28 protein-coding genes are annotated in these 23812 nt (G+C 74.6%); 18 read left to right on the top strand and 10 right to left on the bottom strand.

Annotated features, from left to right (window positions below; translation table 11 throughout):
* Nucleotides 1-66: 66 nt before the first annotated feature.
* Nucleotides 67-708: an L-threonylcarbamoyladenylate synthase gene (locus ACZ7RU_RS10850; RefSeq protein WP_470340550.1), complete on the bottom strand. Its 642-nt coding sequence runs from the start codon at nucleotides 706-708 to the stop codon at nucleotides 67-69.
* Nucleotides 709-834: 126 nt separating this feature from the next.
* Here ACZ7RU_RS10850 and ACZ7RU_RS10845 point away from each other — a divergent pair, with 126 nt between their 5' ends.
* Entirely contained in the window at nucleotides 835-1179 is a 345-nt protein-coding gene (locus ACZ7RU_RS10845; RefSeq protein ID WP_470340549.1) for a hypothetical protein, read from the top strand.
* A 60-nt stretch (nucleotides 1180-1239) separates the two neighbouring features.
* Here the strand turns inward: ACZ7RU_RS10845 and ACZ7RU_RS10840 are convergent, their stop codons facing one another.
* Both ACZ7RU_RS10840 and ACZ7RU_RS10835 read right to left on the bottom strand, forming a co-directional pair.
* Complete coding sequence (locus tag ACZ7RU_RS10840) at nucleotides 1240-1395, bottom strand: DUF6131 family protein (protein WP_470340548.1); 156 nt, start codon at nucleotides 1393-1395, stop codon at nucleotides 1240-1242.
* Nucleotides 1396-1566: 171 nt separating this feature from the next.
* The gene (locus ACZ7RU_RS10835) at nucleotides 1567-3090 is read right to left on the bottom strand and encodes a threonine/serine exporter family protein (protein ID WP_470340547.1); all 1524 of its coding nucleotides are present in this window, start codon (nucleotides 3088-3090) and stop codon (nucleotides 1567-1569) included.
* A 280-nt stretch (nucleotides 3091-3370) separates the two neighbouring features.
* Between ACZ7RU_RS10835 and ACZ7RU_RS10830 the strand changes: the two genes are divergently transcribed.
* Nucleotides 3371-3694, top strand: a complete 324-nt coding sequence (locus tag ACZ7RU_RS10830; RefSeq protein WP_470340546.1) for a plasmid stabilization protein — start codon at nucleotides 3371-3373, stop codon at nucleotides 3692-3694.
* A 300-nt stretch (nucleotides 3695-3994) separates the two neighbouring features.
* On the opposite strand, the gene ACZ7RU_RS10825 is transcribed toward ACZ7RU_RS10830, so the two are convergent.
* Nucleotides 3995-4666 carry a TetR/AcrR family transcriptional regulator gene (locus ACZ7RU_RS10825; RefSeq protein WP_470340545.1) on the bottom strand — a complete coding sequence of 224 codons (672 nt, stop codon included), beginning with the start codon at nucleotides 4664-4666 and terminating at the stop codon, nucleotides 3995-3997.
* Between the two features lie 174 nt (nucleotides 4667-4840).
* On the opposite strand from ACZ7RU_RS10825, the gene ACZ7RU_RS10820 reads away from it, so the two are divergent.
* From ACZ7RU_RS10820 to ACZ7RU_RS10810, 3 genes are all read left to right on the top strand, one after another.
* On the top strand, nucleotides 4841-5464 hold the full coding sequence (locus tag ACZ7RU_RS10820) for an SRPBCC family protein (protein ID WP_470340544.1): 624 nt from the start codon (nucleotides 4841-4843) through the stop codon (nucleotides 5462-5464).
* A 107-nt stretch (nucleotides 5465-5571) separates the two neighbouring features.
* On the top strand, nucleotides 5572-5745 hold the full coding sequence (locus ACZ7RU_RS10815; RefSeq protein WP_470340543.1) for a CsbD family protein: 174 nt from the start codon (nucleotides 5572-5574) through the stop codon (nucleotides 5743-5745).
* Between the two features lie 80 nt (nucleotides 5746-5825).
* The gene (locus ACZ7RU_RS10810; protein ID WP_470340542.1) at nucleotides 5826-6011 is read left to right on the top strand and encodes a hypothetical protein; all 186 of its coding nucleotides are present in this window, start codon (nucleotides 5826-5828) and stop codon (nucleotides 6009-6011) included.
* Between the two features lie 71 nt (nucleotides 6012-6082).
* On the opposite strand, the gene ACZ7RU_RS10805 is transcribed toward ACZ7RU_RS10810, so the two are convergent.
* On the bottom strand, nucleotides 6083-7486 hold the full coding sequence (locus ACZ7RU_RS10805) for an FAD-dependent monooxygenase (protein WP_470340595.1): 1404 nt from the start codon (nucleotides 7484-7486) through the stop codon (nucleotides 6083-6085).
* Nucleotides 7487-7571: 85 nt separating this feature from the next.
* Here ACZ7RU_RS10805 and ACZ7RU_RS10800 point away from each other — a divergent pair, with 85 nt between their 5' ends.
* From ACZ7RU_RS10800 to ACZ7RU_RS10785, 4 genes are all read left to right on the top strand, one after another.
* Nucleotides 7572-8222, top strand: a complete 651-nt coding sequence (locus ACZ7RU_RS10800; protein ID WP_470340541.1) for a TetR/AcrR family transcriptional regulator C-terminal domain-containing protein — start codon at nucleotides 7572-7574, stop codon at nucleotides 8220-8222.
* A gap of 253 nt (nucleotides 8223-8475) precedes the next feature.
* A complete protein-coding gene (locus tag ACZ7RU_RS10795) occupies nucleotides 8476-8928 on the top strand; it encodes a hypothetical protein (RefSeq protein WP_470340540.1) in 453 nt (150 codons plus the stop codon).
* A gap of 236 nt (nucleotides 8929-9164) precedes the next feature.
* Entirely contained in the window at nucleotides 9165-9461 is a 297-nt protein-coding gene (locus ACZ7RU_RS10790; RefSeq protein WP_470340539.1) for a DUF6343 family protein, read from the top strand.
* Between the two features lie 399 nt (nucleotides 9462-9860).
* Nucleotides 9861-10088 (top strand): hypothetical protein, encoded by a 228-nt coding sequence (locus tag ACZ7RU_RS10785; RefSeq protein ID WP_470340538.1) that lies wholly within the window; start codon nucleotides 9861-9863, stop codon nucleotides 10086-10088.
* An 83-nt stretch (nucleotides 10089-10171) separates the two neighbouring features.
* Here the strand turns inward: ACZ7RU_RS10785 and ACZ7RU_RS10780 are convergent, their stop codons facing one another.
* Nucleotides 10172-10408 carry a DUF6296 family protein gene (locus ACZ7RU_RS10780; protein WP_470340537.1) on the bottom strand — a complete coding sequence of 79 codons (237 nt, stop codon included), beginning with the start codon at nucleotides 10406-10408 and terminating at the stop codon, nucleotides 10172-10174.
* 262 nt (nucleotides 10409-10670) lie between these two features.
* On the opposite strand from ACZ7RU_RS10780, the gene ACZ7RU_RS10775 reads away from it, so the two are divergent.
* Both ACZ7RU_RS10775 and ACZ7RU_RS10770 read left to right on the top strand, forming a co-directional pair.
* Nucleotides 10671-11918: an AI-2E family transporter gene (locus ACZ7RU_RS10775; RefSeq protein ID WP_470340594.1), complete on the top strand. Its 1248-nt coding sequence runs from the start codon at nucleotides 10671-10673 to the stop codon at nucleotides 11916-11918.
* A gap of 222 nt (nucleotides 11919-12140) precedes the next feature.
* The gene (locus tag ACZ7RU_RS10770; protein WP_470340536.1) at nucleotides 12141-12476 is read left to right on the top strand and encodes a GNAT family N-acetyltransferase; all 336 of its coding nucleotides are present in this window, start codon (nucleotides 12141-12143) and stop codon (nucleotides 12474-12476) included.
* A gap of 245 nt (nucleotides 12477-12721) precedes the next feature.
* Here ACZ7RU_RS10770 and lpdA read toward each other — a convergent pair whose 3' ends face one another.
* Both lpdA and ACZ7RU_RS10760 read right to left on the bottom strand, forming a co-directional pair.
* Nucleotides 12722-14128: a dihydrolipoyl dehydrogenase gene (lpdA, locus tag ACZ7RU_RS10765; protein ID WP_470340535.1), complete on the bottom strand. Its 1407-nt coding sequence runs from the start codon at nucleotides 14126-14128 to the stop codon at nucleotides 12722-12724.
* A 279-nt stretch (nucleotides 14129-14407) separates the two neighbouring features.
* On the bottom strand, nucleotides 14408-16039 hold the full coding sequence (locus ACZ7RU_RS10760) for a M28 family peptidase (RefSeq protein ID WP_470340534.1): 1632 nt from the start codon (nucleotides 16037-16039) through the stop codon (nucleotides 14408-14410).
* Between the two features lie 151 nt (nucleotides 16040-16190).
* Here ACZ7RU_RS10760 and ACZ7RU_RS10755 point away from each other — a divergent pair, with 151 nt between their 5' ends.
* Nucleotides 16191-16373, top strand: a complete 183-nt coding sequence (locus ACZ7RU_RS10755) for an antitoxin (protein WP_470340533.1) — start codon at nucleotides 16191-16193, stop codon at nucleotides 16371-16373.
* Nucleotides 16374-16465: 92 nt separating this feature from the next.
* Here the strand turns inward: ACZ7RU_RS10755 and ACZ7RU_RS10750 are convergent, their stop codons facing one another.
* A complete protein-coding gene (locus tag ACZ7RU_RS10750; RefSeq protein ID WP_470340532.1) occupies nucleotides 16466-16693 on the bottom strand; it encodes a hypothetical protein in 228 nt (75 codons plus the stop codon).
* Nucleotides 16694-16767: 74 nt separating this feature from the next.
* On the opposite strand from ACZ7RU_RS10750, the gene ACZ7RU_RS10745 reads away from it, so the two are divergent.
* Both ACZ7RU_RS10745 and ACZ7RU_RS10740 read left to right on the top strand, forming a co-directional pair.
* Nucleotides 16768-17358 carry a TetR/AcrR family transcriptional regulator gene (locus tag ACZ7RU_RS10745; protein WP_470340531.1) on the top strand — a complete coding sequence of 197 codons (591 nt, stop codon included), beginning with the start codon at nucleotides 16768-16770 and terminating at the stop codon, nucleotides 17356-17358.
* Complete coding sequence (locus tag ACZ7RU_RS10740; protein WP_470340530.1) at nucleotides 17355-18803, top strand: MFS transporter; 1449 nt, start codon at nucleotides 17355-17357, stop codon at nucleotides 18801-18803. Before ACZ7RU_RS10745 ends, ACZ7RU_RS10740 begins: the two co-directional genes overlap by 4 nt.
* 195 nt (nucleotides 18804-18998) lie before the next feature.
* Here ACZ7RU_RS10740 and ACZ7RU_RS10735 read toward each other — a convergent pair whose 3' ends face one another.
* The gene (locus tag ACZ7RU_RS10735; protein ID WP_470340529.1) at nucleotides 18999-20393 is read right to left on the bottom strand and encodes an MATE family efflux transporter; all 1395 of its coding nucleotides are present in this window, start codon (nucleotides 20391-20393) and stop codon (nucleotides 18999-19001) included.
* 192 nt (nucleotides 20394-20585) lie between these two features.
* Between ACZ7RU_RS10735 and ACZ7RU_RS10730 the strand changes: the two genes are divergently transcribed.
* The 4 genes from ACZ7RU_RS10730 to ACZ7RU_RS10715 all read left to right on the top strand — a co-directional run bounded on the left by ACZ7RU_RS10730 (nucleotide 20586) and on the right by ACZ7RU_RS10715 (nucleotide 23769).
* Nucleotides 20586-21122 carry a PadR family transcriptional regulator gene (locus tag ACZ7RU_RS10730; protein ID WP_470340528.1) on the top strand — a complete coding sequence of 179 codons (537 nt, stop codon included), beginning with the start codon at nucleotides 20586-20588 and terminating at the stop codon, nucleotides 21120-21122.
* Between the two features lie 255 nt (nucleotides 21123-21377).
* Nucleotides 21378-22256: a class I SAM-dependent methyltransferase gene (locus ACZ7RU_RS10725; protein WP_470340527.1), complete on the top strand. Its 879-nt coding sequence runs from the start codon at nucleotides 21378-21380 to the stop codon at nucleotides 22254-22256.
* 311 nt (nucleotides 22257-22567) lie between these two features.
* Nucleotides 22568-23455: an isocitrate lyase/PEP mutase family protein gene (locus tag ACZ7RU_RS10720; protein ID WP_470340526.1), complete on the top strand. Its 888-nt coding sequence runs from the start codon at nucleotides 22568-22570 to the stop codon at nucleotides 23453-23455.
* Entirely contained in the window at nucleotides 23452-23769 is a 318-nt protein-coding gene (locus tag ACZ7RU_RS10715) for a hypothetical protein (RefSeq protein ID WP_470340525.1), read from the top strand. The genes ACZ7RU_RS10720 and ACZ7RU_RS10715 overlap by 4 nt, the downstream gene beginning before the upstream one ends.
* Nucleotides 23770-23812 lie beyond the last annotated feature (43 nt).

Raw genomic sequence — 23812 nt, 5'->3', positions numbered from 1 at the left:
GCGACCGGGTGCGGCGCCGCCCGTGGGCGGCGCCGTCCGTGGGCGGCGCCGTCCGGAGGCCGTGGCTCAGCGCTCCCGGAGGTCCGGGACCACCTCTCGCAGGCGCTCGGCGCCGATCGCGCCCGCCCGCAGCAGCACCGGCACCTCGCCGGTGACGTCCACGATCGAGGAGGGCACGGCGGCGGCGGTCGGGCCCCCGTCGAGGTAGACGGCGACCGAGTCGCCGAGCATGCCCTGGGCGGCGTCGCAGTCCTGCGGCGAGTCCTGCCCGGTGAGGTTCGCGCTGGAGACCGCCAACGGCCCGGTGGCGTTGAGCAGTTCGATGGCGACCAGGTGCGCGGGCATCCGCACCGCGACCGTCCCGTTGGTCTCACCGAGGTCCAGGTCGACCGACTCCAGGTGGCGGGCGACCACGGTCAGCCCGCCCGGCCAGAACTCCTTGACCAGGTCCCGCGCGCGCTCCGTCACCTCGACCAGTCCGTCCAGCGCCTCCGGGGAGCCGACCAGCACCGGCGAGGGCATGTTCCGCCCGCGGCCCTTGGCCCGCAGCAGGCGGTCCACGGCCTGCGGCACGAAGGCGTCCGCGCCCACGCCGTACACGGTGTCCGTGGGCAGCACGACGAGCTCACCGCGGCGCACCGCGGCCACGGCCTCGCGCAGCCCGGCTGCGCGCTCGGACGGGTCCGAGCAGTCAAATCGACGAGTCATCAGGGTCTCCACCGGCGGGCCGCCGGCCCGCCCCTTTCCTCCGGCCCGGCCACCTCTCCGGCCGGACACGACCTGGTCAGCCTACCCGCCCCGGCGGGCCGTGGCGGGCGGACGTAGGTTGCGGACATGACCAGTAGTGACGAGACGGTCCCGGCCGTGGGAGTGCGGCCGCTGGACGAGGTGTTCGCCGCGATCGACAAGGTCAACCGGCGCCCCCGGCCCTGGAGCGGCTTCGAGCACGGCGTGCTCGGCGCCTACCGGTGGGCCGCCGGCGCCCAGGTCGCGGCGCCGGTCACCGCCGCCGCGACGGCCGGCGCCACCGGGCCGGGCCACGCCCAGCTGCTGGCGGAGTGCCAGGCCGCCGCCGTCCACCTCCACCGGGTCCGTGCCCAGGGTGCGGACCACAGCTACGTGCTCGGCGTCCACCGGGCACTGGCCTGGCTCTGCGGACTGCACGAGGACCGCCCCTGAGACGGGCGGTCCTCGTGCGGCGGGAATCAGGCGCGGGGCGCTGAACCGGGGTCAGGACGGTCAGTAGTAGTGACGGCGGCCGCCGACGGCGTGCCCGAGCGCCCCGGCGACCCAGAGGACCAGACCGATGACGGCCAGCACCAGGCCGATGGTCCACAGGATCGAGATGCCTGTGACGAAGCCGATGATGAGCAGGATGACGCCGAGGAGTATCACGAGGGTCTCCCGGGATTGACGGGTGGGCTGTCGGCGGAGGCGGCCACGTCGGTCGGAACCGGCGGGGGCCGCCCCCGGGAGCCGGGCCGGTCTCGCCGGCCCGGTTCCACACCCACGCGTCTACCGCGGCATCGCCGGGGCAAACCGGTCGGCGCGCCTCCGTCGTCGTCGTCACCTCCGGTGGCGGCCGCCCCGGCGGCGGGGCGGGGCGGGAACCCGGGGCGGGGGCAGGAAGAGCCGGGCCAGCTCGCGGCCCAGGTTGACGCCGATGGCGAGGGCCATCGCCATCGCGCCGGCCCGTCCGATGCCGCTCAGCCCGACCTCGGGCTCTCCCCGGACGAAGGCGAGCATCCCGAAGTACAGCACCGAGCCCGGCAGCAGCGGCCCCAGCGCGGCGGTGATGTGCGGCAGCGCCGAGCTGCCCCGGCAGCGCGCCATCAGCTGGCCGGACAGTCCCACCAGCCCGGCCGCCAGCCCGGTGGCCAGGATCGGCTCGCCGCCCGCGTTCACCAGCACCCCGTACGTGGTCCAGCCGGCCGCGCTGTTCAGGAGGACCGCCGGCAGCGTGGCCGGCTCGGTGTTCAGCAGCACCGCGAACGCCAGGGTGAGCAGCACCGCGGCGGCGAGCTGCAACGGCGGGTTCACCGCCCCGGGCGGAACGTCCTGGGCGGCGAGGTCGGCGCCGTTGTTGACGCCGACGTAGAGCACCGTCATCACCCCGATCACCACGCCGGCCATCAGGTACAGCGCTTCGAGCAGCCGGGCGGCGGCGGTGAGGTAGAAGCCCGCCAGGCCGTCCTGGGCCGCCGCCACCATGGGCCACCCCGGCAACACCGCGTACAGCCCTCCGGTGATCACCACCGATCCGCGCAGGTGCAGCCCGTTGAACGACAGCAGGATGCCGATCACCGCGGCGGGCACCGCCGCCACCACGAACTGGTAGAACGCCGGGAGGTCGTAGCGCGCCACCAGCGCCGAGAACCGCTCGCCCGCCAGCGCGGCGACGACGGCGCTGGCGAACACCAGCCAGGCCCGCGCGTCGGCGCGGCCTCCGATCAGCAGCGTGGCGGCCCCGGCCATCCCCCCGCAGCAGAGCACGAACAGCCGGCCGGAGTAGCGGTGGCTGCGCCTGCGCGCCGCCGTCAGGCGGTCGTGCGCCTCGGGGACGGCCATCCCGCCCACGGTGATCTCGGTGACCAGCCGGAAGACGGCGGCCAGCCGTGCGTAGTCGACGGCCGGGCGGCGGACGGAGCACTCGGCCGTCAGCGAGGGCTCCGCCGGGCCGGGCTGGTACGAGATCGCCACCCGGGTGAAGGTGACCTGCGGGTCGCAGGGGTGGAGCCGGTAGGCATGGGCGACGGCGAGCATCGCGGCCTCGACGTCCTCCGCCGCCTCTCCGCTGGCCAGCAGCAGTTCGCCGACCAGCAGCGCGAGGTCGAGCACCTGCGCCGGCTCGACACCGGCCGGCGGCTCCGCGCCGGCCGCGTCCGGTGCGGGCTGCCGGTCCGCCGTGGGGGTGCGCAGCAGCGGCAGCATCATGTCGGGCCAGGGCGCCGCGGTGCCGTCACCGTCCGGGCCGGGCCGGGCGCCGGTCTCCCGCTCCCCGGGTGCGGGCGCCTGGGGTGGCACCCGTTCGGGCCGGGTGGGGTGACCTTCCGGGCCGGCGGGCGCGCCGAGCTGCTCGTGTTCCGTCATCGTGACTCCCTGACCCCACCCCCTCCGTCATCACCGTGCAGCCGTTCAACTACCCGGAGTGATGCTGTGGCGAACGCGCCACACCCGGCACACCCGTCCGAACCGGAGCACGACCGGCCGTACACGCCCCACCGCCCCGCGCGTGCCGATCCCGGGGCGGGGCGGGCCGGCCGCCGGGCTGCGTGCGGGGCACGGGCGGCCCCGGTCACCGGATTCACGGCGGCGACGGCGGGTAGGCGCGCCTTCGCAACGACCCCGAACAGACAGGGAGGCGCGGGCCATGCCGCGAGGATCCAGCCCCAAGCGGGAGCGCCAGTACGAGCACATCAAGGACAGCGCGCTCGACCGGGGCGAGAGCGAGAAGCGGGCCAAGGAGATCGCTGCCAGGACGGTGAACAAGGAGCGCGCCCGGCACGGCGAGTCGAAGACCGCCAGCCGGAGCTCGATCCATGACATGTCCTCCGGTCGGCGCGGCGGACAGCGCTCGCACCAGGGCTCCCAGGGCCCGACCTATGACCAGCTGTACAACGAGGCCAAGCAGCGCAACATCAAGGGCCGCTCGAAGATGAACAAGCGCCAGCTGGCCAGCGCGCTCGGCCACTGACCGGTTGCGCTCCTCCGAGGAGGTGCCTCGATGACCGTTCCGATGCCCCCGGACCCTGACACCCGACCGACGCCCGAGCCCCACCCCGACCCCGTGCCGGGGCCGGGCGAGCCGGACCCGGCGCCGCCGCCGGTCCCGCCGTTCCCACCGCCGGAGCCGTTCCCGGGCACCGACCCGGCGCCGCTTCCGCAGCCGCACCCCGGGCAGGCCTGACGGGCCGCCCGGGGGCGCCCGGCGCCGCACCGGTGAGCGCCCTGGCCGTGACGGTGAGCGCCCTGGTCGTGCCGGTGGGCGCCCTGGTCAGAACCGCGGTGCCAGCAGGCTGTCCAGCTCGGCCTCGAAGAGCAGTTCGGGCCGGAAGCCCATGCCGGTGAAGTGCCCGGCGAGTTCCAGTGACAGCACACCGTGCAGCCGGGTCCAGAAGGCCAGGAAGCGGTGGAGCACCTCGGGCGGGGCCGGCTGCTCGCCCACCCAGTCCCGGTGGCCCAGCAGGTGGGTGGCGAACGGCTCCTGCCCGGCGTCCGGCCCGGCCGGGGCGAGCGCCGCGCAGGCGTCGACCAGCGTCCGCATGACCTCGTCGGCGACGGCGGTGGTGTCCGCGGGTGCGTGGTAACCGGGCACGGGGGTGCCGTAGACCAGGAAGTAGCGCTGGGGGTCGGCCAGGGCCCAGTCGCGCAGGGCGTGGGCGAGCCCGGACAGGTCGGCACCGCCGGCGGCGGCCGCGCCGAGGGTGTCGGCGAGGCTGCGGTAGGCGTCCCGGACGAGTTCGGTGATCAGCTCGTCGCGGCCGGCGAAGTACCGGTAGAGCGCGGGGCCGCTCATGCCCATCCGCTTGGCGATCGCGTTGACGGACAGCGCCGAGGCGCCGGCCGTCGCGATCTGCTCCCAGGCGTGCGCCTTGATCTCCTCGCGCACCTGCGACCGGTAGCGCTCGCGCGGGGTCTCCGCGCCCGTCCCGCCCGTCCTCGCCATCGGCCTTCGTCCGCTCCCCGGCTCACGCAACTACATGCTCACGCTTCCGTTAGAAGGTATCACGGAACCTGTTGACCGCTCGGCGCTTGCGAGTTACAACTTCTAACGAAGGCGTGAGCATCTAGCTCGCGGCGCCGTGCCGTCCCGACGGCCGACCAGTGAACGGGGAGTTCCATGTCCGCCAGCCGCAGCACCGGCTTCCGCACCACCCTGCTGACCGTCCCGCTCGCCCTCGGACTGCTCGCCGCCGCCGCGCCGGCCGGGGCCGCCACCGCCCACCGTCCCGGCTCCTCGCTCACCTGCCGCGGGGCGGGCGTCGACCCCGCCGCCCGCGTCCGCCACCGGACCGAGGCCGTGATCCACGCACCGCTGCGGACCGTCTGGCGGCTCCAGACCGACGTGGAGCGCTGGCCCGACTGGCAGATCCCGGTGCGGAGCGCCGAGCGCCTCGACGGCGGCCCCCTGCACCCGGGTTCGGCGTTCCGCTGGACCACCCCGCTGCCGCCGAACCCCGCCTCGACCGACCCGGTCCTGGAGATCACCTCCACCGTCCGGCAGCTGCGGCCCGGCTCCTGCGTCCGCTGGACCGGCCCGGCGGTCGCGACCGGGCTGCGCATCGACGGCGTCCACGTGTGGACCTTCACCGAGGTCCCGGGCGGCGTCCTGGTGCGCACCGAGGAGACCCACACCGGCCCCCAGGTCGACGCGAACGTCCCCGTCGCCACCGACATCCTCCGCCAGGGCCTCGAAGGCTGGCTGCGGGACCTGAAGGCCGCCGCCGAGGCCCGGGTCCGGTAGGACGGCCCCGCCGAACCGACCCGCGTGCCCGCGCATGGAAGCGCCCGGCCGGGGCAGACGCCGCGCGGGGCGGACTTCGCCCCGTCGACCGAGAGGAGGCACCCGCCGTGGGTACCGAGGACAAGATGCGCAACATGGCGGAGAAGGCGAGTGGCAAGGCCAAGGAAGCCGCCGGGAAGGCCACCGACGACCGCTCGACCGAACTCAAGGGCAAGGCCGAGCAGGCGAAGAGCGACCTGAAGCAGGCCGCGGAGAAGGTCAAGGACGCGGGCAAGCACTGACCCGGCACCCGGCGGTCGCCCCCGGACGACCGCCGGGTGCCCCCGTCCCCCTACCGCGCCCGGGAGAGGAGTTGGACCCGATGACCGACCAGCACGAACCCGTCCCCAAGGACCCTCCCGTCCCGGTCGAGACCCCCGAGTCCCGGATGACCGGCGAGGGCTCGCCGCCGCCCGAGCACGAGGAGCGGAAGGGACCGCGGAACGGCCCTGAGTACGAGACCACCGAGCCCGCCCACGACCCCGATCCCCACGAGCCGCCGGACTGAGCGGCGCCCCCGCGCCGTCCGGCCGGTGAGGCCGGCCGCCGTGGCCGCCGGTCTCACCGGCCGCACGCCGGTCAGTGGGCGAGCAGTCCCTGCCGTCCCGCGTAGGCCGCGAGGCCGTCGGCCGTCGCGCCGGCCCAGCCGAGGTAGCCGTCCGGCCGGACCAGGAACACACCGGTGCCGTACGCCCGGTAGGCCGGGATGCGGACCACCGGGGCGGTGACGGCCGGCAGCGGGGTGTCCGTGCCGACGGTGAGCAGCGTCCAGTGCGGGCCGCGGAACGCGTCGAAGAGCCGGGTGCCGCCCCGGCGGCCGTCCGGGGCACGGTCGCCGGCCCGCAGCGCGTCCGCCGGGAGGTCCGGGCGGGTCTCCACCGCGAGCGTGGACTCCCGGTAGCCGAGGTCGAGTTGCTGGGTCGCCCGGCCGCGGCGCTGCTCCCCGCGGTGGACCCGGGTGGACAGCTCCAGCATCGCCGCCGCGTTGGCGCGGCGCTCCTCCTCGTAACTGTCCAGCAGTTCCAGGCCAGACCGGCCGGCCAGGACGGCGGCCAGCTTCCAGCCCAGGTTGTAGGCGTCCTGGATGCTGGTGTTCAGGCCCTGCCCGCCGGCCGGCGAGTGGACGTGCGCGGCGTCGCCCGCGAGGAAGACCCGGCCCGCCCGGAAGCGGTCCGCGAGCGCCGCGCGCGGACGGAACTCGGAGATCCAGCGCAGTTCGGTGACCTGCTCCGCGGCCAGGTGGGAGCGGGTCGCGACCACCTTGCGCAGCCCGTCGAGGGTGAGGTCGAGGGCCGTCCCCTCCGGGAACTGGGCGACCAGCTGGAAGTCCTCGGTGCCGCCGAGCGGGCAGATCGCCAGCAGCCCCTCCTCCGCCCGGAACACGTGCCAGTGGTCGCGGCCCAGTCCGTCGACCCGGACGTCCGCGACCAGCATCGGGCTCGGGTCGACGGTCTCGCCGGTCATCCCGATGCCGAGCAGCCGCCGCACCGTGGAGCGCCCGCCGTCCGCCGCGACGAGGTACCGCGCCCGGACCGGGCCGCCGGCGGCGAACTCGGCGGTCACGCCCTCCTCGTCCTGCGCCAGGCCGACCAGCTCCCGCCCGAACGCGACCTCGCCGCCCAGCTCGCGCAGCCGCCCGTACAGCACCTGCTGGGTGCGCCACTGGGGCAGCATCAGGGTCTCGGTGTACGGCTCGGCCTCGGAGGGCTCGGTCGGGTCGTACATGGTGCGCTCGCCCTGCGGTTCGCCGTCCTGCCAGAACAGGTTGGGCGGGTAGGGCCCCGCCACCGCGCGGACCCGGTCGAGCACGCCGAAGTCGTCCAGCACCTCCAGCGTGCGCGGCTGGAGGCCCTTGCCGCGCGAGCCGGGGAAGAGGTCCGCGCCGCGCTCGACCACCAGCGCGGCGACGCCGTGCCGGGCGAGGTCCAGCGCCAGGGCGAGGCCGGTGGGCCCGGCGCCGATGACCAGGACGTCCGTGTGCATGCCGTGAGAAGCCACGACAACCTCCTTAACGTTGTTAAGTAGCCGTTGCCGACAGCCTGCACTTAACGGCGTTAAACTGTCAACCGTGACCCCGCAGAGAACCCCCAAGCTCGACCGCGCCCAGGTCGTCGACGCCGCGCTGAACCTGCTGAACGAGGCCGGCCTGGACGGTCTGACGCTGCGCGCCATCGCCACCCGGCTCGACGTCAAGGCGCCCGCGCTGTACTGGCACTTCAAGGACAAGCAGGCGCTGCTGGACGAGATGGCCACCGAGATGCTGCGCCGCCTGACCAGCCGGGCCGGGGAAGGCCGGTCGGAGGGCGACTGGCGGGACGCCTACCTGGGGACCATGCGCGCCCTGCGCGCCGAGCTGCTGCGCTACCGCGACGGCGCGAAGGTCTACAGCGGCGCCCGGTTCACCGACACCGACTACGCGGCCGGCCTGGACGCCTCGCTGCGCCTGCTGGTCGAGGCCGGCTTCACCCCGGCGGCGGCCGCCCGGGCCTGGCAGACCGCGTACAGCTACACCATCGGCTACGTCATCGAGGAGCAGGCCATGGGCCCCAACCCCTTCGACGGCGGCGAGGGCTACGACGTGGACGCCCGCGCCGAGCGCCTGGCCGCCCACCCACTGGCCGCCGAGTCGGGCCGGGTGATGTTCCAGGACTTCGACGAGGGCTTCGAACAGGGCCTGGCGGCGGTGCTGGCCGGGGTCGAGGCCACCCTGCTGGGCTGACGGCTCCGCCCGCCCGCCTTCCGGACCCACGGCACCGCCGGGCCCGCACCGGGGCCCGCGGTGTCCGCCCTCCGGGGCGGCCGCGGCCAGGTGCTCAAGCGGTCAGACGGTCCAGCGGTCAGGCGGTCAGACGGCCAGGGCGTCCGCGCCCCTGCCGTGTGCCGCCCCGGGTGCGTGGGCGCGCGGACCGGCCGTAGAACGGAAGGGGACGGCGGCGGTCGGCGTCCGTCGCCGAGTTCAGGAGGTGGCTGCGATGGGACTTCCCCTGGCAGCCGGGCACGTGCTGGTACGGCTCGGCGAGGGCCCGCGGGAGTCGGCGGAAGCGGTGCTCGACGCGCTGGAGGCCGTCTTCCCGACCCACACCGGGCGCGGCCGGACCGTGATCGGCAACGCCTGGGAGGACCCGGCCACCGTGACCTCGGAGGGCGTCCGGGTGGTGGCCGAGCCCCGGATCGCCCGTGCCCCCACCCACCCTGCGGCGAGCCCGTCGGCGAGCCTCTCCCAGTCCTTCGACGCCCACCGGGCCGGCCGGCCGGGGCCGCCGGTCGTCCTGCCCGGTGGACTCGCCGCGGACCTGCTCGGCGGCCCCGCGGAGGTCGAACGGGTGCTGCACGCCCTCGCCGAACTCTGCCGGACCCGCGAGGAGGGCCGTGAGGAGCGCGGGCCGCAGCTGGCGGTGCGACTGCGGCTCGATCAGCGCGGGTGAGCACCCCTCCGGCGTGTGCCGGCGCGGGACCGGGGTAGGCGCGTCGGCGGAACACCACCGGCCGACTCCGCTCGGGGGCCGTCATGGCCGTACAACGCAGACCAGGCACGCAGCACGGGGGCAGGGCCCGCCGCGCGGGCGGGGAGCGCCACGACTTCCCGCACGCCCCGCAGGGGCCCGGTCGGACGACGCCGCAGCTCCGGCCGCAGGAGACGGTGCGCCGGGGCACCGAGCCCGTGACCGCCCGTTCGGACCTGGAACTGCGGCGGCTGCTGTCCCGGGTCTTCCTGGTCCTGTTCGTCGGCGGGACGGCCGCCTTCGCCGTGCTGGCCGCGCTGGCCGACCCCGGCCCCGCGCCCAACCAGGGGACCTTCGCCTTCTTCGCCGCCCTGTGCGCCGGTTTCGCCGGCCTCGCCGCGCTCGACCTGGTGGTGATCCGGCGCCGCCTGTCCGCCGGGCAGGGCCGCGATCGGGCCGGCGCTCCCGGGGCCAGGACTGCGCGGCGGCCGGGCGCCACCGACCGTCGGGAGTGAGCGGGGCCCGCCTTTCGGATGGCCGCGCTCCTCGGTTTCGCCCGCTCTTCGGCTCCCCCGGATGCGGGATCGCGGATGCGGGCGTTCGCGAGCGGAGGACGGACGGGCGGTGGGCGTCGTCCCGCTCGGCGACCTCGCGACGGACCGGGACGTGGAGGCGGCCGGCCTGGGCTCCGCACTCGCCGACATCCGCGCCGCCGCGTCCGCCCCCCGCCGCCGACCCGTCCCCCGACGGGTGGCTCCCGAACCGATTTCCCCGGCCTCCCGGACGACCCCGGAGCCCTCGTTCCCCGGCTCCGCCGGGCCACAACCATCCCACCGGGTCTGGCCCGGTGGCCGTTCGGCAGACCCCGGGTTTGCATGGAGTCACCGAGCCCCCTGCGATCCGGAGGTAGCGCCGTGTACGAGATGTGGGCCGAGCACGACCCGGCGGTGTCCCCGCCCGCCGTGGTCTGGCACGTGGTGGCGAAGGACGACGCGTCCTCCTCGCTGTGCGGGCGGTTCCTCGAGCCTTCCCAGCGCGTCGTCCCGGTAGCCGACGGTACCGGTGCGGCCGCCGGGCCGGACCGGTACTGCGACCCCTGCCTGGTCACCGTGCGCGAGGCCCTGGCGGCCAGCGCACGGTGACCGTCCGTCGCGACGTCCGCCCTTGTCGCCCTCTCCTTCTCTCCTCCGTCGTGCTCGTTCCGGCGCGCCTCACGGGCGCGCGCTCATGGCAGCGGCACTGCCATCAGGCACGGGTGCCGGCTGCCGGTTCCGGGAGCCGCCAGGACGGTGGCGACCTCACCGGTGATCTCCACCCGCAGACCGCCGTCCGAACTCTCCCAGACCGGGCCCCCGTGGGGCCCGGTGGCCTGCGTCTCGTGCACCACGACGACGGACGGTGGAGCATGCCCGCCGATCGGGCCGGGGAGCGTCACCGCGTAGCGGCGGGTGAGGCTTCTCATCTCGGCCTCCTTCTCTCCCCACCCTGCGCCATCGGTTCTCCCCCGATCCGACCGCTCGTACACGGAGGACCTTCGCTGTTCCGGGGGGAGACCGGACTCCGTTCCGCGTCTTCCCCGAACCGGCGCGCTTACACACCGGGTAGCCGGGGATCCTGGCGCCCGGGCGGTGGGACCGGGCGGCGCCGCGAGCGAGCCGCCGGGGCAGGGGTGACCGTGCCGTGGGAGTGAACCCGGCCGATCCCGAGGAGGCCGCACCGTGGGAGTGAACGGCGCCGGGCCGGACCGGCGTCCCGTGCCGCTGGGCAGCCGCCGTCCCCGGGTGCCGACGCGCCGGACCGGGGCGCCGGGGCCGGGCCGGGCTCCGTCCGGGGAGCGCGTCCCCACCGGGCTGCGGACGGCCGCCGGCTACACCTGGCGGCTGGCGCTGCTCGGGCTCGCCGTCTACCTGGTCGTCGACGTCCTCACCCGGCTGGAACTGCCGGTCGTCGCGCTGTTCGTGGCGCTGGTCATCACCTCCGTGCTGCGCCCCCCGGTCGACCTGCTGGCCCGGGTGACGCCCCGCTCGCTCGCCGTCCTGATCGCCCTGCTCTGCACCGTCGCGGTCGTCGGCGGAGTGCTGACACTGGTCGGTACGACCGTGGCCGACGAGTGGAGCCGGCTGGGCAACGAGCTGCGCGGCGGTCTGTCCCGGATCGACCGCTGGCTCACCGGCGCCCCTTTCCACCTGCGCCCCGGCACCGTCACCGATCTGCGGGCCAAGATCGGCGCGTTCATCGCGGCCCACCGCTCCACGCTGCTCAGCACCGCGCTCAGCGGCGCCGGCCGGATCGTCGAGCTGGTCACCGGGCTGGCGCTCGCGGTGTTCTGCTCGGTGTTCTTCCTGCACTCCGGCGACCGGATGTGGTCCTGGGCGCAGAGCCAGCTGCCGCTACGGACCGGCTCTGCCTGGGACCGCGCAGGCCGCGCCGCCTGGCGCACCTTCGCCGGCTACACCCGGGGCGTGCTGATCGTGGCGGCCTCCAACGCCGTGCTGGTGGGCATCGCGCTGGCGATCCTGCGGGTGCCGCTGGTCATGCCGCTGATGGTGCTGGAGTTCGTGGCGACCCTCGTCCCGCTGGTCGGTTCCCCGATCGCCCTGGCGATCGCCTCCGTGGTCGCGCTCGCCGCCCGCGGCCCGGTGATCGCCCTGCTGGTGCTCGCGCTGATCGTGGTCATCGGCCAGATCGAGGGCCACCTGCTGCATCCGCTGGTGCTGGGCTGGTCCGTCCGCATCCACCCGGTGGTGATCGCCCTGTCGGTGGCCGGCGGCGCGGTACTGGCGGGGGTCCTGGGCGCGGTGGTGGCGGTGCCGGTGGTGTCGGTCGCCTGGGCGGTGCTCGGCGAGCTGCGCGCTGGTGGCCGGTCCGGCCGCTCAGCGCCGCAGCCCCCCGCGGCGGGCGATCGGTCTCGTCGCCGAAAGGACGAAGGCCGGGGCCCTGACCAGGGCGAACGCGGTCAACAGGGCGGCTGAGTGCGCGTTGGCGCTGACCAGCGGCAGGCCGGCCGACAGCGCCGGCAGCACCGACAGCACGGAAACCGGCACCCGCGCGGCGGCACCCAGGTCGCGGCCCAGCCCCCGGCGGGGGCGAGGCTGGTCGGGACCCCCGGTGACCTGGCAGGATTCCCGCTGACCTGTGCCGACGGCGCCCTCGCGACGCTCCGACGGCACGCCCCGCGACCGAAAGGCCACCCCGTGACCACTCCCAGCACCGTCGTCGTCGAGCCGGCGGAGGACCGGAACCGGTACGAGATCTCCGTCGACGGCCGGCTCGCCGGCTTCACCGAGTACCGGGACCACGAGGCGCAGCGCGTCTTCTTCCACACCGAGATCGACGAGGCCTTCGCCGGCCAGGGCCTCGCCTCGCGGCTGGTGCAGGAGGCGCTGACGGAGGTGCGCGCGGCCGGGAAGCGGGTCGTGCCGGTCTGCCCGTACGTCGCCAAGTTCCTGCTGAAGCACGAGGAGTTCGCCGACATCGCCGACCCGGTCACCCCGGAGGTCAAGGGCTGGCTGCGTACCCAGCTGTACTGACCGGGGGTGTCGTGGCGCTCCGCGGCTGACGGAGGCACAGGCCGTCGACCGGCTGGCCGGCGCGGAGCTGCCGTTCCTGTTCTTCGCGCACCCGGTCAGCGGGCGGGGCCGACTGCTCTACCGCCGCTTCGACGGCCGGCTCGGCCTGATCGGCGGGCGTGCCTGACGGGCCGTCCCCGGAATGCCGCCGCGCCCCCGGCGGGCAGTCGCCCGACGGGGGCGCGGCGTGCGCGGGGATCGGCGCGTCACATGTTGATCATGTGCCCGGCGAGGCCGTGGATGGCCTCCTTGACCGCCTCGCCCAGGGTCGGGTGGGCGTGCACGTTGCGGGCGACCTCGTGGACGGTCAGGTCCCACTGCTGGGCCAGCGTCAGCTCCGGCAGCAGCTCGGTGACCTCGGGGCCGATCAGGTGGGCGCCGAGCAGCTCGCCGTGCGTGTTGTCGCTGATGACCTTGACGAAGCCGATCGGGTGGCCGAGGCCGTGCGCCTTGCCGTTGGCGGTGAACGGGAACTTGGCGACCTTGACGTCGTAGCCCAGGTCGCGGGCCTGCGCCTCGGTGTAGCCGAAGGAGGCGATCTGCGGCTGGCAGTAGGTGGCGCGCGGGATCATGGCGAAGTCGACCTCCATGGTCTCGGCCCCGCCGATGGTCTCGGCGGCGATCACGGCCATCGTCTCGGCGGCGTGCGCGAGCATCAGCTTGGCGGTCACGTCGCCGATCGCGAAGATGTGCTCGACGCTGGTGCGGCCGCGGCCGTCCACCGCGATCGCGTTGCGGTCGGTGAGCTTGACCCCGGTGTTCTCCAGGCCGTAGCCGTTGACCCGCGGCGCGAAGCCGATCGCCTGGAGCACCTTGTCGGCCTCCAGCACCTGCTGCTGCCCGTCCTTGGTGACGGTGACCCGGACCTTGGCGTTCGGGTCGCTGTCGTCGATCGACTCGACCCGGGTGGAGGTCAGCACCTCGATGCCCAGCTTGCGGTACTGCTTGGCGAGTTCGGTGGAGACCTCGACGTCCTCCAGCGGCACCATGCGGTCCAGGAACTCGACGATGGTGACCTTCACGCCGTAGTTGTGCAGCACGTAGGCGAACTCGACGCCGATCGCGCCGGCGCCCGCGATGATGATGCTCTCCGGCAGCTGCTCGGTGAGGATCTGCTCCTCGTAGGTGACCACGCGCTCGCTCAGGCTGGTGCCGGGAAGCAGTCGGGTGGTGGCACCGGCGGCGATGACGCAGTGGTCGAAGGTGACGACCTCGAAGCCGCCGCCGCTCAGCGCGACCTGGAGGGTGTGGTCGTCGACGAAGGTTCCCCAGCCGTCGTACTCGGTGATGCCGTTCTTCTTCATCAGGTAGTGGACGCCCTTGACCCGGCCGTCGGCCACCGAGCGGCTGCGGCGGAAGGCCTCGCCGAAGTCGAAGGTCACCTTGCCCTCGACCTTGATGCCGAAGGTCTTGGCCTCCTTGGTGAAGATGTGGGCGAGCTCGGCGTTGCGCAGCAGGGCCTTGGAGGGGATGCAGCCGACGTTGAGGCAGACGCCGCCCCAGTACTTGGCCTCGATGACCGCGACCTTCAGGCCCAGCTGGGCCGAGCGGACGGCGGCGGTGTAGCCGCCGGGACCCGCGCCCAGGACGACGACGTCGTAGTGCGTGCTCATGTTGCTGATTCCTCCGAGGATGTCACCGTGGCGTGATCTCGGTCCCATGGTGTCAGGACCGGGCTCGGCGCACCCACCGGGTCTCGGCTGATGCGCTCCGCGCGGCACCGTACCGGCCCGGGACCGGATTTGTCAGTGGTCTCCGCTACGGTGACCGCACCCGTGGCCACCAGGGGCGATGACGGAGCGAGGTCGCGGTTGGAGGGATCCCGGACGGAGCAGTCGGGTACGGCGGTCGGGTGGGCCCGCCGGGCCGGGAGCGGCGGGCCCACCCGGGCGTCAGGCCGTCACGCCCTGGGAGCGGTCGGCGCTCGTGCCGCCGGTCCCCGTCGCGTCGGTGCCGGGCGCCGCCTTCGCGGCCGGGCGCTGGGCCGGGACGGGCCGGTGGAGCGAGGAGAGGTCCCAGGCGTAGGTGCCGACGGCGTTCGCGATCACGTCGATGTTGACGTCGAAGGCGCCCATGTCGATGTTGCCCAGGTCGTCGCAGGCCTTGTGGTAGCACGCGTCGTACGCGACGCCGGCCGTGCCGCCGTAACGGGCCGCCTGCTCCGGGGACTTGACCTTCTCGGCGCCGGTGTCGGTGCCGCCGGCCGGGATGCCCGCGTCGATGAACGGACCGTAGTCGGAGCGGCCGTCGAAGGCGGTCGGGTCGTGCGGCAGGCCCCGGCCGTCCAGGTATCCGTTGATGTCCCGCTCCAGTTGCGCCGAGCCCTCGGGGCCCGCCTCGCCGCCGAGGCTGCCGGAGCCGTTGTAGACGAACTGCGCGTAGTTGGGGGATGCGATCATGTCGAAGTTGAGGTAGAGGCCGATCTGCTTCTTCTCCGCGTCGGAGAGGGAGTTCACGTACTTCTCGGCTCCCTTGAGGCCGAACTCCTCCGCCGACCACCAGGCGAACCTGACCTTGTTCCTCACCGGGTGCGCACTGAGGTTCTTCGCGACCTCCAGGATGCCGGCCGAGCCGGAGCCGTTGTCGTTGATGCCCGGCCCCTCGGGGACGGAGTCCAGGTGCGCGCCGACCATCACGGTGTGGTCCGGGTCGCCGCCGCGGGTCTCGGCGAGGACGTTCCAGGTCTTGCGCGGCTCCATGAAGGTGCGGATGTCCAGGTTCACCCGGACGGGCCCGGCGGCCGCCTCGGCGGCCAGGGCCTCGCCCGCGGCCCTGGTGATCCCGCCGGTCGGGATCCTCCCGGCGGTCGGCTCGCCGAGCGTCCCGTTGAGGTTCCCCTCGGTGTTGTTGTAGATGATCGCGCCGGTCGCACCCACGGCGGCCGCGGCGGCCTGCTTCTCGGCGAAGCTGCACCCGCCGCGCCGGATCAGGGCGATCTTGCCGGTGAAGGCGCCCGCCGGGTAGTCGGCGGGCGTGCAGCCGGTGGTGGCGCCGACCGGAGCGACCGCCAGGTCCGCGGCCAGCCCCGCCTCCGGGCCGCTCACCGAGTACGTCATGGCGATCACCGGCACCGACTCGGCCTGCGGGGCGAGCACGTCGAGGCGCTCGGAGCGGGCCTCGAAGAAGGTGTAGACGAACTCCTGCTTGGACACCTTGAGTCCGGCCCGCCGGGCCTGCTCGTAGACGTACTGCGCGGACTGGTCGTGTCCCGTCGAACCGGCCACCCGGGTACCGCCGTTGCGGTCCGCGATCAGCTGGAGCGCGGCCAGCGTGGCCCGGGCGTCCCGGGCGCTGCTCGCCTCGACCAGCCGGGAGGCCAGCTTGGCGCCCTTGCGCGCCGGGTCCGGGTCGGCCGACGCGGTGCCCGCGCCGGCCAGCAGCAGTGGGGTGACCAGAGCGGCGACGGTCAGGGCGGCGCCCGCGCCACGCCGGTTGACGGCGATGCGCGGGCGTCCTGTGGAGGCGGTGCGGTCGTACGGGGTGGAACGGTCGAGCGGGGAGGTGGGGCGACGGGTGCGCAGCATCAAGGCAGCTCCTTCCGACGGGCCGTGAGGTCACGATTGGACATGATCGGAATCCCGTTGCCAAGCCTTTGCGCACACCCGCGGGATGCGGTCCGCGGCGCGCGCGGCGATATTGGAGGAGTGGGGGCGTCTCATCCAGGAGTGTGACCAGATGTCCATGATGGATAAGCTCAAGAACCTGCTGAAGGGCCACGAGGAGCAGGCCGACAAGGCCGTCGACAAGGCGGGCGACACGGTCGACCAGCGCACCCAGGGCAAGTACAGCGGTCAGGTGGACGCCGCCCAGGACCAGCTGAAGAACCAGTTCCGCGACCAGCCGCCGTCCCAGCAGTAGCGGGCAGCGACAGCGGGATCCGCGGGGCGCCGCACCTGGCGCCGTCCGACCGGCTCACCCGCCCCGGTCCGGCCGCCCGGCCGGACCGGGGTTCAGCCTTGCTGCGGCCCGGGTTCGGCCTCGCCGGGACAGGGTTCGGCCTCGCCGGGGCGGGGTTCGGCCTCGCCGGGGCGGTCGTGGCCGCGCTCCTGCTCGCCGTCGTTCGCGTCGCCGTCCGCGCCGCAGTTCTCGCAGGGCCCCGGGCCGGGGCGCTCGCGCAGCCGCCCGCACTCCGGGCATACCCGGTCCAGCCAGCAGGCCGGCTCGCCGCCTTCGTCCATACGGCCGATTCTGCCCGGAGCACTTCCGGGAGCGCGAGTAGACACTGTCTACGGACACCTGGTAGACAGTGTCCATGACCGAACAGGAACGGGACCTGCGGGCCCGACTGGTGGCCGCAGGCGTCGAGTTGGTGGCCGAGGGCGGCGTCCAGGCGCTCGGCCTGCGCGAGATCGCCCGCCGCGCCGGGGTCTCGCACGGCGCGCCCCGCCGCTACTTCCCCACCCACCGCGAGCTGCTCGCCGCCGTCGCCCGGCAGGGCTTCGGCAGGCTCACCGACACCCTCGCGGGTGCCGACGCCGTCGCCGCCGCCACCGGCGCCGACGCGCGCACCCGCCTCGACGCGCTCGCCCGCGCCTACCTGGGTTTCGCGGCCGCCAACCCCGGCATGTTCGAGCTGATGTTCCGCCACGACCTGCTGGAGGGCAGCGGCGTCGAACTGCGCCGCACCACCCTGCCGCTGTTCCTGACCTTCGTCGGACTGGTCTCCGAGGTGCGCCCGCAGTCCGACGACCCGGCCGCCGCCACCGCCGCCCTCTGGTCCAACCTGCACGGCCTCGCCCAGCTGCGGACCTGGGGCAGCCTGCGGCTCATCACCGGCGACGACTCCGTCGAACCGCTGCTGCGCACCGCGCTGGACGCCCACCTCGGCCCGGCCGCCCGGTGAGGCCGCGGCACCGCCGGGGTCTCGCCCTGGCCGCGAGCATCACCGGAGCCGTCCTGGTCGCCCTCGACGGCACCGCGCTGACCGTCGCCCGGCCGGCCCTCCAGCACGACCTGCACGCCTCCGTCGCGGCCGTCCAGTGGGCCAGCACCGGCTACCTGGTCACCGTCGCCGCCCTGCTGGTCTTCGCCGGCCGGCTGGGCGACCGGTACGGGCACCGGCGGATCTTCGCGCTCGGCGTGGCCGGTTTCGCCGCCAGCTCGCTCGGGATCGCCGTCGCGCCCGGCATCGGCTGGGTCGTCACGCTGCGCGTTCTCCAGGGCGTGGCGGGCGCGCTGCTGCAACCGGCCACCCTCGGCATGCTGCGGGCCGCCTGGCCCGCCGACCGGCTCTCCGGGCCGATCGCGATCCGCACCGCAGCCATCGGGCTCGCGGCGGCGGCCGGGCCGCTGGTCGGCGGGGCGCTGACCGCCCACTTCGGCTGGCGGTCGGTCTTCCTGCTGGGCCTGCTGCCCGCCGCGGCCGCCCTCCTGGCGGCCCTCGCGGTGCCGACCGGGCCGGGTTCAACCCGGACCGGTCCGGCGGGGGCCGCCCTCGGCGCCGGGCTCGACCTGCCCGGCGCGGCCCTGCTCGCGCTCGCGCTGGCCTGCCTGGTGCAGAGCCTGGTGGCGCTGCCGGAGTCCGGCTGGTCGGCCGGACCGCTGCTCGGCCTCGCCGCGGCCGGAGTCCTCGCCCTGGTCCTGGTCCGGCACGAACGCCGGACCGCCGACCCGCTGCTGCCGCCCGCACTGCTCCGGTCGACGGCGGTCGCACCGCCGCTGCTCGTCCTGCTCGCCGCCTCGGCGGCGCTCCAGGGCGCTCTCTTCCCGGCCACCTACTACCTCCAGGACGTGCTCGGGCTCGACCCCTTGCAGAGCGCCCTGCGGGCGGTGCCGCTCGCGGCGGCGATGATCCTCGCGGCGCCCGGCTCCGCCTGGCTGGCGAAGCGTCACGGCGAACGGGCGGTGGTGCTGTCGGGGATGGCGCTGGTCACCGCGGGGGCACTGCTCACCGCCGGGCTCGGGCCCGGCTCCGGGACGGTCGCGATCGGCGGCTGCTTCGCGCTGCTCGGCACCGGGTTCGGCTCGGTGATGGCCACCGCCACCGCGGTGGTGGTCCGGGGAGCGTCCGCCGGCAGGGCCGGGGTCGCGGGCGGCTTGCAGCAGACCGTGCTGAACGTCGGCCCGGCACTGGGCATCGCCCTGGCCACCACCGCCGCCGGCCGTACGGACCCCGGCGCGGCGCTCGCACCGGCCGCGCTGGCCATGGCGGCGGTGGCCGGCGCCGGGACGCTGCTCGCCACGCGGCTGCCCGGCCGGGCGGCGGAGGTGGTGATGGCAGCCGGTCGGACGGCAGGTCAGGCCGGTCAGGCCGCGCCCGGATGGCCGGAGTCCGCCGGTCGTCCGTGAGCAACGGCCTTGTCGTCAGCCGCCGGTGGCGCCGTCGACCACAGCCGGTGGCGTTCGTAGACCGTCTTCCACGGACCGTACCGCTCGGACAGGGCGGGCCGGTGGACACCGGTCCGCACCCGGTGCGGAGCCCCGTCGACCGGCCGGGCGAGCGGGGTCCGCTGGAAGCCCGACCAGCCCTCCGGGGTGGCGCGTTCAGGTGCGTGCGCGGGCGCGATCGGCCACCCGTCCGGGGCCACTGCCATGGGCCCCACTCCGGCGCACCGCCACGCTCTCCCCTCTCGAACTCCGCGGCCGTGTCAGGGTGATGAGCAGCGCGAGCTGCACGGCCGCACCCAACGCCGGTCCGAGCCACACGCCCGTCACGCCCAGCGGCCCGGACAGGGCGGCCGAGGCGGCGAGTTGGGTGCCGAGCCCGAGCACGACGGCGACCACCAGCGGACGGCCGGCGCCCGCCGCCTGGTGCACCCCGCCGACGGCCACCACCAGGGCGTACGGCAGCAGGTAGAGCGCCGCCGCACGCAGGAAGCCGACGGACTGCGCGGCCACCGCCCGGTCCGCCGTGAACAGTTCGGTCAGCGGGCCGGCGAGCGTCGCGGACAGCACCGCCGCCCCCGCGCCGAGCAGTGCGGCCAGGCGGGCGGTGGCGCGCCGCAGGGTGCGCAGTGCGGCGCCCTCCCCCGCGCCGGCCAGTCGGGCGGCCTCGATCGCCGCGGCCTGCCGCAGGGCGTAGAAGGCCATGGTGACGACCAGCAGGACCCGGTAGCCGACGCCGTACCCGGCCACCGCCGCGACGCCGAAGCCCGCGACCAGGGCGAGTTGGGCGGTTCCGACGGCCATCCGGGCGGTGAAGTCCAGGCCGAACGGCGCGCCCGCGCGCAGGATCCGCACCGCCGCCGGGCCCACTCCGCCGGTTCCGTCGGGGGCCTGCGGCCTCGGCTGCGGCTGCGCGCGGTGCCGTCGTCGCCGCAGCCGCAGGGTGGCGGCGAGGGCGATCGCCCGGGAGAGGGCCAGGGCGAGGGCCGCGCCCGGCACGCCGAGGGCGGGCAGCGGCCCGGGGCCGAGGATGAGCAGCGGGTCGAGGAGGAGCAGCAGCGCGTTGGAGAGCAGGGCGATCCGCATCGGCGTGCGGGTGTCGCCCGCGCCCTTGAACAGCTCGTCGGCGACGCGCTGGCCGAAGAAGAGCGCGAAGGCCGGGAACGCGACGGTGAGGTACTCGGCGGCGTGCGCGGCGGCCTCGCCGTCCAGGAAGGCGCCGGCCAGCCGGTCGCGCAGCAGGAAGCCGGGGACGGTGAGCAGCACACTGCCTGTGACGCAGAGCCACCGGGCCGCGCGGACGGTGCGGGCGGCATCGGCGTGGTCGCCCGCCCCGAGGGCGTGGGAGAGCCGGACACTGGTGCCGGAGCCGACCACCAGCACCAGTCCGAGCAGGAGGTTCTCGACGGTGCCGGCCAGGGTCACGGCGGCGACCGCGGCCCCGCCGAGGCCGGCCACCCAGAGGGTGCCGATCACCGAGGCGACCACCCCGGACAGCAGCTCCGCGTACACGGGTACCGCCAACGCCGTGAGTCGGCGCAGCTGCTCGCGCATGATGTCTCCCCCTTCGCCCGTGGCGTTCTCGCCTCTTGCGTGTCCTCCGCCTGCCGCGGCTCGGCTCGGCTTGGTTCGGCTCGGCCCGGACTGCGGCTTGCCTCGAATAGAGATACATCGTTTAGAGGCACATCGACAAGAGGTAAGATGAGTGGCTCTTACAGGGCGCACTCCGACCGAAGGGCTCCAGCCGTGTTGACGCTCGCGATCCTCGGCTTCCTGTACGACCAACCGCTGCACGGTTACGAGCTCAAGTCCCGGATCACCGGACTGACCGGCCATGTCCGGCCGGTGAGCGACGGCGCGCTCTACCCCGCCATCGCCCGGCTGGAGAAGGCCGGGCTGCTGCACCGCCGCACCGAACCGGGCAGCGGCGCGGCGCCGCGGCAGACGCTGGAGCTGACGGCGCAGGGGCGGGCCGAACTGCTGCGCAGGCTGGCCGATCCGGAGCAGGCCGAGATCACCGACCAGATCCGCTTCTTCACCGTCACCGCCTTCCTGCACCACCTCGCCGATCCGCCCGGGCAGGCCGCCGTCCTCCGGCGCCGGCTGGCCTTCCTGGACGCGCCGAGCAGCTTCTTCTACGACGGAGCGGGGCAGCCGGTGACCGCCGAGCGCGAGCCGAACCCCTTCCGGCGCGGGATGCTGCTCGTCGCCCGCGCGTCCACGGCCGCCGAGCGGGCCTGGCTGACCGACACCATCGCGGAGCTCCAACGACCGTCGGGGTGAAGCACCCGGAGCCCCCGACGCACCGACGGATTCCCGGCCCTCGAAACGCAAGGGCCTGTGCCGACCAGGCGATTCGAGAGCGAAAACGAAGGCCCGCGCCCCTGCCGAACGGCAGAGCGAAGTATCGGATCCAGACCGCTGCACGCCTGGTTCCCCCCGGCCCCGGCGTCGCTATGATGATCCGCCTCACGTCCTCGGCATCCCCCTCCGCGACGTGAGCCGCCACCGCGTCCCGCCGTCCCCCTGGAGGCCGCCGTGCCCGTTCCCGAGACCGCGGCCAAGGCCGCGAACCCCTCCGCGCCACTGAAGCGGGACGACATTCCCGGCTGGTTCTTCAGCCTCGACCGGGCCGCCTTCAGCCACCTGCTGGCCGCCCAGAGCGCGGCCGGCGTCACCGGCGACATCCTGGAACTCGGCAGCTACCTGGGCCGCAGCGCGGTCCTGCTCGGCGACCACCTGCGGCCGGGCGAGCGGCTGACGGTCTGCGACCTGTTCGACTCCGAGGCGGGCGACGCCGAGAACGCCGCCGAGATGGACATGTCCTACCGCAGGACCCTCACCCGCAGCGCCTTCGAGGCCAACTACCTCGCCTTCCACCCCGAGCTGCCCGAGATAGTGCAGGCCCCCACCTCCGTGCTCGCCGACGGCCGCATCCGGGCGGACAGCTGCCGCTTCGTCCACGTCGACGCCTCCCACCTCTACGAGCACGTCGCCGGGGACATCGCCGTGGCCCGGGCCGCGCTCGCCGGGAACGGCCTGGTCGCCCTGGACGACTACCGCTCCGAGCACACCCCGGGCGTCTCCGCCGCGGTCTGGGAGGCGGTCTTCACCGGCGGGCTGCGCCCGGTCCTGCTCACCCCGATGAAGTTCTACGGCACCTGGGGCGACCCCGCGGCCTCCCAGGCGGTCCTGCGGGAGCGCGACTGGCCGGCCGAGGGGTTCACCATCGACGAGGACACCATCGCCGGCGCCCGGGTGCTGCGCCTCAACTACCAGGTCAAGGCCCCGGTCCAGCGCTCCACGCCGCGCCGGATCGCCCTGGAGCTCCTGCCCCCGGTCGCGACCAAGGCCACCCGCCGGATGCTCCGGACGCTGCGCGAGCGCCGCGCCGCCCCGCCGCTCCCCAGCGCCTGACCCCTCGTCGGCGCCCGCCCCGCACGGTGCGGGCGCCGACGCCGTCCTGGCCCCGCACGCCCGCACGCCCGCACGCCCGTACGCGTGCCGGGCCGCGCACCCCTGCCCGGCCGCCGCTCCGCCGACGAGTGGACCCATTGGGGATCACCATATTTTCGGGCTTTCTTATTGTCTCCGATGTTTCACCCACACGAGGGAACCTCCTTTAAAGATTTGCCCACGGAACATTAAAGGGCGCATAGTGATGACACCTCAGTTCGGTCTGATGAACACCAAGTTCAGGCAAAGTCATCCCCAGCAAGGAGAAGACCTTGTTCCACGGAAACACGGCATCGGACAGCCCCGGGCAGCGGCTGCGCGCGGAGATCGCGGGCCCGGGAACCACGCCGTTGATCGGCGTCTACGACATGTACTCGGCCTCCATCGCGGCCGAGCACTACAACGGCATGTTCGTCTCCGGCTTCGGCTTCGCCGCCTCCTACTACGGGCTGCCCGACATCGGCTTCATCGCCTGGCCCGACATGGTGGGCTTCGTCGAGCGGCTGCGCGGCGCCTTCCCCCGGCACCACCTGCTGGTCGACATCGACGACGGCTACGTCGATCCGGAGGTCGCCTGCCACGTCGTGCGCAGGCTCGAACGGATCGGTGCGTCGGGTGTGATCCTGGAGGACCAGAAGCGGCCGCGCCGCTGCGGGCACGCGGACGGCAAGATCGTGCTGCCGCTGGACGAGTACCTGGAGAAGCTGGAGCTGGTCCTCGCCAACCGGACGGACCTGGTGGTGGTCGCGCGCACCGACGCCACCGAGGAGGACGACATCCTGCGCCGGGCCCGGGCGCTCGCCGCCACCGACGCCGACGTGGTGCTGGTGGACGGCGTGCGCAGCGAGGAGTGGATCCGCCGGATCCGCCGGGTGGTCGGCGACAAGCCGCTGCTGTTCAACCAGATCGCGGGCGGCAAGTCGCCCCGGCTGTCGCTCTCGGAGCTGTCGGACCTCGGGGTGGACGTGGCCATCTACAGCACGCCGTGCCTGTTCGCCGCGCACCGGGCGATGGACGAGGCGCTGGCCGGGCTGAAGGACGCCGACGGGCGGCTGCCGGCCCCGGCCGGGGGCCGTGAACAGGTCGGGGTGCGGGAGTCCACGGAGCTGCTGGAGCGGAACATCTCGCGCTCCCGCGGGCTGATGGCGGTGTCGGCGTGAGCGCCGGGCTGCGGGGGCCCGCCCCGCCCTCGCCGGCCGCCGCTCTGCGGGCCACCGCGCTGGGGCTGGCCGGGGCCTGCGCCCTGCTCGCGGGCTCCGCGGCGCCCGCGGCGGCCGGCGGCGCGCTGATCACGGTCGTGGACAACTCGCACGCCGACTCCTGGCTGGAGGTCGACCGTACGGCCAACCTCCAGAACGGCAGCGGCTCGGCGGGCAGCGACCACGATGGCGCAGGCTCGCTGGTGGGCGGTCTGCTCGGGCCGGCTTCCTCCTCCGGGCCCTCGCTCCGCCCGGCGACGGGAGGCGGCCCGTGACCGACCGCCTGGCGCGCCCGGAGCAGCCACCAGAGCTCCGGGC

Source organism: Kitasatospora sp. NPDC114501 (assembly GCF_055633695.1).
This window is presented reverse-complemented; position numbering and strand designations above follow the sequence as displayed.

Coding starts and splice junctions, on each gene's coding strand:
- ACZ7RU_RS10745 (WP_470340531.1), top strand. CDS start 16,768: ATGACCGAACAGGAACGGGACCTGCGGGCCCGACTGGTGGCCGCAGGC.
- ACZ7RU_RS10735 (WP_470340529.1), bottom strand. CDS start 20,393: ATGCGCGAGCAGCTGCGCCGACTCACGGCGTTGGCGGTACCCGTGTAC.
- ACZ7RU_RS10750 (WP_470340532.1), bottom strand. CDS start 16,693: ATGGACGAAGGCGGCGAGCCGGCCTGCTGGCTGGACCGGGTATGCCCG.
- lpdA (WP_470340535.1), bottom strand. CDS start 14,128: ATGAGCACGCACTACGACGTCGTCGTCCTGGGCGCGGGTCCCGGCGGC.
- ACZ7RU_RS10760 (WP_470340534.1), bottom strand. CDS start 16,039: ATGCTGCGCACCCGTCGCCCCACCTCCCCGCTCGACCGTTCCACCCCG.
- ACZ7RU_RS10810 (WP_470340542.1), top strand. CDS start 5,826: ATGACCGACCAGCACGAACCCGTCCCCAAGGACCCTCCCGTCCCGGTC.
- ACZ7RU_RS10830 (WP_470340546.1), top strand. CDS start 3,371: ATGCCGCGAGGATCCAGCCCCAAGCGGGAGCGCCAGTACGAGCACATC.
- ACZ7RU_RS10795 (WP_470340540.1), top strand. CDS start 8,476: ATGGGACTTCCCCTGGCAGCCGGGCACGTGCTGGTACGGCTCGGCGAG.
- ACZ7RU_RS10850 (WP_470340550.1), bottom strand. CDS start 708: ATGACTCGTCGATTTGACTGCTCGGACCCGTCCGAGCGCGCAGCCGGG.
- ACZ7RU_RS10805 (WP_470340595.1), bottom strand. CDS start 7,486: ATGCACACGGACGTCCTGGTCATCGGCGCCGGGCCCACCGGCCTCGCC.
- ACZ7RU_RS10780 (WP_470340537.1), bottom strand. CDS start 10,408: ATGAGAAGCCTCACCCGCCGCTACGCGGTGACGCTCCCCGGCCCGATC.
- ACZ7RU_RS10820 (WP_470340544.1), top strand. CDS start 4,841: ATGTCCGCCAGCCGCAGCACCGGCTTCCGCACCACCCTGCTGACCGTC.
- ACZ7RU_RS10845 (WP_470340549.1), top strand. CDS start 835: ATGACCAGTAGTGACGAGACGGTCCCGGCCGTGGGAGTGCGGCCGCTG.
- ACZ7RU_RS10825 (WP_470340545.1), bottom strand. CDS start 4,666: ATGGCGAGGACGGGCGGGACGGGCGCGGAGACCCCGCGCGAGCGCTAC.
- ACZ7RU_RS10755 (WP_470340533.1), top strand. CDS start 16,191: ATGTCCATGATGGATAAGCTCAAGAACCTGCTGAAGGGCCACGAGGAG.
- ACZ7RU_RS10835 (WP_470340547.1), bottom strand. CDS start 3,090: ATGACGGAACACGAGCAGCTCGGCGCGCCCGCCGGCCCGGAAGGTCAC.